This window comes from Bacillus atrophaeus (genome assembly GCF_001584335.1).
Lineage (GTDB): Bacteria > Bacillota > Bacilli > Bacillales > Bacillaceae > Bacillus > Bacillus atrophaeus.
The window spans coordinates 206,178-212,918 of the sequence record NZ_LSBB01000003.1 but is presented as its reverse complement, the minus strand read 5'-3'; the positions used below and the strand labels follow the sequence as shown (position 1 = coordinate 212,918).

4 protein-coding genes are annotated in these 6,741 nt (G+C 42.1%); all 4 read right to left on the bottom strand.

What is annotated here, in order from left to right; genetic code table 11:
• Positions 1-724: 724 nt before the first annotated feature.
• A complete protein-coding gene (locus AXI57_RS07065; RefSeq protein WP_061669680.1) occupies positions 725-1,909 on the bottom strand; it encodes a macrolide family glycosyltransferase in 1,185 nt (394 codons plus the stop codon).
• Positions 1,910-2,184: 275 nt separating this feature from the next.
• Complete coding sequence (locus AXI57_RS07060) at positions 2,185-3,450, bottom strand: glycoside hydrolase family 18 protein (RefSeq protein WP_010787687.1); 1,266 nt, start codon at positions 3,448-3,450, stop codon at positions 2,185-2,187.
• Between the two features lie 207 nt (positions 3,451-3,657).
• The gene (locus tag AXI57_RS07055) at positions 3,658-4,767 is read right to left on the bottom strand and encodes a glycerol dehydrogenase (protein ID WP_206699496.1); all 1,110 of its coding nucleotides are present in this window, start codon (positions 4,765-4,767) and stop codon (positions 3,658-3,660) included.
• A gap of 639 nt (positions 4,768-5,406) precedes the next feature.
• Positions 5,407-6,612 (bottom strand): Bcr/CflA family efflux MFS transporter, encoded by a 1,206-nt coding sequence (locus AXI57_RS07050; protein ID WP_010787685.1) that lies wholly within the window; start codon positions 6,610-6,612, stop codon positions 5,407-5,409.
• Between the last annotated feature and the right edge of the window lie 129 nt (positions 6,613-6,741).

Genomic DNA, 6,741 nt, shown 5'->3' with positions numbered 1-6,741 from the left:
CCGGCCAGTCCTGGTGGTCCTGTGGCCCCCGTGACTCCGGCCAGTCCTGGTGGTCCCGTGGCTCCCGTAGCTCCGGCCAGTCCTGGTGGTCCCGTGGCTCCCGTGGCTCCGGCCAGTCCTGGTGGTCCCGTGGCTCCCGTAGCTCCGGCCAGTCCTGGTGGTCCCGTGGCTCCCGTAGCCCCGGCCAGTCCTGGTGGTCCTGTGGCCCCCGTGGCTCCGGCCGGCCCTGGTGGTCCTGGTGGTCCTGTGGCTCCCGTGGCTCCAATACTGCCTGGGATACCGCGTAATCCGCGTGGTCCCTGCGGCCCTCTTGCTCCCCTTACGCAACAGCAGCACATACATGAATGTTTAGGCTCAGGATTTTTTTTAGGGCCTACTCTACAACTGGGGCTTGGAGAGTTAGATCCACAGTAAGGGCACCTATGTGATGGTTTCCGAGACATAATTTCTATTCACATCCTTTTATTACTGAATTTCCCATACGCTTATTCATAATATGAAAAATGATTTTGAGTGTGAATGAATGCGAAAGTATTCCTCCTGCTGCCGGCGCTCCCAGTAAAAGAGCCCTTACAAATGTATCATCCTGTTGCCAAAACCGATGATCCGCAAAATGGCTCCGGTTATTTCCACAATGATGCCTGTAAGACTCTATCAGTAAAAAAGAGTGAGACCATTTTAATCTCACTCTTTTTCTTATTCCATGCGGAGGCATTTTTGCTGTTTATTTTCTCTGATCTATAAATTGATCAATCCGCTCCATTACCTCTTTCATATTCATACAATCCTGAAAGCTTTGATTGATTTTTTGAATTCCTTCCTTATATCGGTCGTTATTCAACACTTCTTCCACTGCATGTTGTAAAGACTGCGCGGTTACATGGTCTTTAGATACTGTATAACCTGATTGTAATTCAGCCAGCCGCTGAGCCACCATTGGCTGGTCCTTATCGTGCGGCATTACAACTAAAGGAACGTTAAAATGAATGGCTTCATTTACACTGTTCATTCCCCCGTGAGTGATGAAAGCATCTGATTGTTCCAGCACTTCCAATTGAGGCACATACGAAGCAATGATTAAGTTCTCCGGCGCTTGCTTTAATCTTGTCAGATCAGCTTTTTCTCCCGAAGCTATCACGACCTTGCCCTTGATATCAGAAAAAGCATCTATACATAGGTTGAAAAACTCTTCAGTTTCGTCTAATACCGTCCCCATTGAAATATAGATGACTTTCTCATCTTTTAATTTCTCAATCGGGAAATCAGTTTTTTCCGCTCTCTTTGGAAAGCTTGGACCGATAAACAGAAATTCATTGCCGAAACGATGGCTTTCCGGCTGAAAATAACGGCTTGTGTACACTACATTTAATTCACCTTTATTATTCATGAATTGAACCATATTTTCAGGTGATACACCATAATTTTGTTTCATCTCTAATAATAGATCTTCACACTCTTTATCCAATTGTAAAGGCACGTCTGAATCCGGATGCAGAGGCAATATCTTTAAATGGTCTTCATCGAATAAGAAGGAAGCAGATGAAGAGATGCCCGGGATGTTGAGGTAATCTCTGACTAACTCTCCCGCACCGAATTTATCATAATAAACAAAGTCAAACTGAATGCTTTTTGACAGTTCTTTCACGATACTTAATATGTCCAGAGATGTCTTTATATGAATCTTTAAAAAGGAGAGAATACCATCAGGGGAACCTGTACGAACGGGAACTGTCCTCAGCCAATCCTGATGAAGATGGACAGCCGCACCCACTCCTTCCAATCTGTCTTTATATTTTTCTGTGGAAATATAATGGACATGGTCCCCCCTGTCAGCAAAAGCTTTTGTCATACCTAAAGTAGGATTCACGTGGCCTTCTGCAGGAAAATTTATAAATAATACATTTTTCATTCCGCAAACTCCCTTTCATAGTGATGTAAGCTTTTTGAACAGCTTTACATACAATCTGGCCTGTATCATCTGATGTTAGTTACCATTTCAATCATAAAATAGGGCGGTTAGATCGTGCAAGAAACGACCTCGATCAAATTTTTGTTTGAAAATGAAATCGTGTAGATAACTTCTAATTGCTGCTCAAGAACGTGAAAGTAAACACTAAGACATAATGCGGGATGGAGTAACAGGAACGCTTAAAACCTCCATATTTCATAATATGGAGGTGAACGTTACACCTTTTTGATGGTGAAAAACTTTCTTAAAAGCCAGGGTCCCGGCTTAAATCCGAGTGTTAATTGCCAGGCACCTATTCCTTGTAACCCATACTCTCGAATCGTTATCATTTTTTCGCTCATACTTCTGACATCTTCAAACCACACTTCATGTGATCGCCCCTGTTGATCTCTATACCGAAAAAATGGTGATTGATATTCGGCTGAATATTGAATCGGTGATTGGTACCTCATGGCTGTTTCAATTGAGTTTTGATTTGATATGGCTGTGGCGACTGTTCCCGGGCTGTAAGGTAAGATCCAGTCATAACCATATAGAGGGACTCCCAATATCAATTTTCTCCGCGGCACCCTTCCGATGGCAAATTCAATTGTTCTTCTCACCTCAGTAATCGGCGCTACAGGCCCCGGCTCACTTCCTGCATGATGCCAGTCATATGCCATAATAAACATAAAATCGACAACAGCTCCAATCCCGCCATAATCGTACCCTCTCAACCAAGGGATATGATCACTCGTTTTTGCCGGAACAGCTATTGTCAAAGCGTAACCTGCAGGCTTCAGCCGATCTCTTAATTGACGTAAAAAGCCGGTAAAAAGATCCCTATCTCCTGCACTTACTTGCTCAAAATCAATATTTACTCCGCCGTATCCCTTTCTAGATACTAAATAAAAAATATTATTGACGAGATTTGTTCTTGCTGTTGGATTGTTTACCACTTGATGAACAAGTTCGGTACTGAAACCTCCCGGAGTCAGATTTGTAATGGTCGCCAGCGGTGTGACTCTTTTTCCCCAAGTGGCTTCAATAGCAGCTATATCATTTAATTCGTTGGCAATATCTCCATTTGGAGCAAAATGATATTCAAATATAGAAATGTAAGATGAATAAGGGGCAAAATCATAAATCAACGCACGATCGAGATCTGGATTTCGAATCACATAAAAACTCAAATTTCCCGCAAGATAGTTTTTTGATATTTGAGGAATTGTTATTTTCATGCCTGCTTGTAAAGTATTAGGGTTAACGGAGGGATTTGCTGCTCTTAGTTGTATTAAGGGGACAAACGCTCTTGCTGCAATGCTGGTAAGCGTGTCACCCGTCTGAACAGTATATACATATAGCGGAATAAGCAAAGCTTGGCCCGGCACAATATTCATTTCTTCTAAGCCGTTAACACCGCGTATCTGATCAATCGGAGAACCATATCTTCTGCTTATTGAAAACAAAGAGTCCCCAGGCTGAACTGTATGAATAAACATTTTCAAGCCTCCATTTATTCGTTAGTTAATCCATTTAAGGCTGCATCATAAAATCATATTAAATCACTTGCCTCTATATGCCATTCTCAAGATGTTTTCATTTCATGAAGGGATACCAGGCAGAATCCATTTGATATTAAAACACAAAAAAACACCAGGGGCTTTAAGTCCCTTGGTGTTTTCTGATACTTCCGAGAAAATTCGATTTTACAATTGGTGTTTTTCTTTGTATGCTTTTGCGTACTGATCAGCGGCAATGATCGCATCTGCCACGTCTTCAGCTGTCACATTAAAGCCGGCATGAATTGTTTCTTCTTCAATCGTTGCAGCCTTAGCAACTTTCATAATATCTTCTTTTGATGCATCTTTTAATTTAATGTCCTCTAGTGTAACAGGCAGTCCCAGGCTGATGTAGAATTCAATATAACGTTCAATCTCTTCTAATGAGTGTTCTTCTAGAGCTAATTGAACCAGAGTTCCAAAAGCCACTTTTTCCCCATGTGTTAAGTGGTGAATCTCACCTTCAAGCGCGGTGAAACCGTTATGAATGGCATGTGCTGCTGCCAAACCGCCGCTTTCAAATCCTAAACCGCTTAGAAGTGTATTGGCTTCAACAACGGCTTCCAATGCAGGAGTAACGACTTTTGCTTTTACGGATTCATAAGCAAGGTGGCCATATTGGAATAATACTTGTTCGCATTTTTCCGCAATCGCTTCACCGGCTATAGTTGTGATCCCGCCTGCCATCGTTTTACCGCCAAAGGCAATAACACTGCGCGCTTCTACCCATGTGGCCATTGCATCAGCAATTCCTGATGCCAAGAAACGCGGCGGCGCTTCTGCTACGATTTTTGTATCGACAAGAACCAAGTCCGGATTTTTGTTGTAGAACCGATAATTTTCAAAGGTTCCACTCTCGGAATAAACAACAGAAAGTCCGCTTGTCGGAGCATCCGTCGAAGCTGCCGTTGGAACGATAACAGTATAAGCGTTCACTTCATCTGACACCGCTTTTGCCGTATCAAGCGTTTTACCGCCTCCGACACCTATCACAATCGTTGCACCTGCGTTATTAGCAATTTCAGTAATTCTTTTGATCTCTTCCTTAGACGCTTCTCCGTTAAACACAACCTGTTCAGAGGAGATGTTCTCTTTCTTTAACTCATTTACAACTTTGTGCCCTGCGATATCCCACACGATTTTGTCTGCGATGACGACGGTTTGATCACCAATGCCTTTTAGGTGGTCACCAATTTTTTCGATTGCGTTTTTTCCTTGTACATACTTAGCTGGACTGATAAAGATTCTTTCCAACATAATCATCCCTTCTCTGTTGTTTTTCACTCTGTTGATAAAAAATGAATTTCTTTTCATATGATTCCTCAATTTCGCCTTAATAAAACATTCACTTGTTGCCATTAAATCAACTCACTGCTCATTTTCATAAGTTTTCATCGGACCTATGAGCAGTAATGTATTCCACTTTGGGGAACCCTTTCATCAAAAGCCACTAGGCGTCTCGGGCACTGATCTGTATATGAAAAGAAATCCATCATTCAAAACGATAAGAAATATAACATATTATTTAATGATTCCGCAAAGAACTTGCTTAAAAAAATTTAATAATAGCGAAAAAATAACATAGCTTACATCATCAGAAGCTGCCCGACGCAATAAAAAAGAACCTTGTTAAAAGGTCCGCCAATACTTGCCTGTTCACACCTCGGGAGCTTCCATACCTGTCTCAGACTATTCCTCTTTTGAAGGGTCATATTCGCCTCGTTGTTGATGGAATTTGATGCTGAATGAAAAATAATAAAAGGTCTACAGCCTCTCGTGGCGATTTAGTTAAAACTAGCAAATAAAAAAAGACCAGGGTGATAGAACCCTGGCATCAGTGAAAAACAGATATGATAAACCTAATAAACAAGAGCACTATGGTGTTTATATCTTCCCTTATTGTTGCTCTGCCTTTTGCTTTGTTAGTTTAAAAAAGGCCAGAGAACCAATAACAGAAGTTATAAACATGATGGCTCCCATCGGAATTGCTGTCGTTTCGTTAATTCCCACAAGAGGTGAGACAATGGAGCCCAGCAGTAACGGAAGCATCCCTAACATCGCACTTGCACTCCCTGCGCGGTGCCCTTGGTTTTCCATTGCGAGCGTAAAAGTGCTTGTCAGAACCATGCCTATCGTGATCATATAAATAAAGATCGATATGACCAGTGTTATCAGCGGACCGTGAACTATTGTCATGGTCAGCAGAACGGCGGTTGCAATGAAGGCAGTTATAACTGCAATTCGAAGCAAGCTTTTTTCATGAATGATTCCGCCAAAGCGCCCTATAATAAAACTCCCTGTAATAATGGCCAAGCCGTTAATGCCGAATAGAATACTAAACACTTGAGGCGATACCCCGTAAATATCCTGATATACAAAAGGCGTTCCAGATACATAAGCAAAACTTCCGCCGTGAATAAAACCGACGGTCAGTGCGTAGCCAATAAAAGACCGATCCTTCATCAAACTGCCCATGGTTCTTACAGATGTTCCGATTGAGCTTGGAATCCGCTTCTCTGGCGGTAAAGTTTCTTTTAGTCTTAAAGCAATAATCAGAACGAGTATAAATCCGATTAATGTTAAAAAGTGAAAAATAGTATGCCATGTTGCAAATGGTAAAAGTAAAATCGCGCCGCCTGTCATTGGCGCAACCATCGGCGCGACCGCAGTAATAACCATTAAAAGCGAGAAGAATTTCGAAAGCTCTCTTCCGGTAAAGACATCCCGCACGATGGCACGCGAGAGCACAAGCCCTGCTGAGGCAGTAAATCCCTGTAAGAATCGTGCAATCACTAATGTGGTAATGTTCGGCGAAAGCGCACAAAACAGAGAAGATAACGCAAATAAAAAAATGCATATTAATAAAGGTTTCCGTCTTCCCTTCGCATCACTGACCGGTCCGACAATAATCTGGCCAATGGTAAGCCCGATCAGACAGGCTGTTAAGCTGAGCTGGACAAGCGATGCACGGGCAGATAAGTCATCAGCAATTTCAGGAAAGCTGGGCAAATACATATCTATATTAAGCGGTCCCAGTATGGCAAGCATTCCGAGAAGAAAAGCTAATGCCAAACGCTCTTTTCCAGTTGGATTGTGCAGCATATCATATCAAGACCTTTCCTATGTGTTCTGATTTCATTTTGTGTTCTGCTACTGATGAAAGGCTGCAAAACATTTTTATATTGTACCATATCTTTTTAACAGTTAAAGCTGATTACCCAAGAACATTTA

Excerpts from the sequence above, each read along its gene's own strand:
- AXI57_RS07050 (WP_010787685.1), bottom strand. The coding sequence starts at position 6,612 with ATGCTGCACAATCCAACTGGAAAAGAGCGTTTGGCATTAGCTTTTCTT.
- AXI57_RS07055 (WP_206699496.1), bottom strand. The coding sequence starts at position 4,767 with ATGTTGGAAAGAATCTTTATCAGTCCAGCTAAGTATGTACAAGGAAAA.
- AXI57_RS07060 (WP_010787687.1), bottom strand. The coding sequence starts at position 3,450 with ATGTTTATTCATACAGTTCAGCCTGGGGACTCTTTGTTTTCAATAAGC.
- AXI57_RS07065 (WP_061669680.1), bottom strand. The coding sequence starts at position 1,909 with ATGAAAAATGTATTATTTATAAATTTTCCTGCAGAAGGCCACGTGAAT.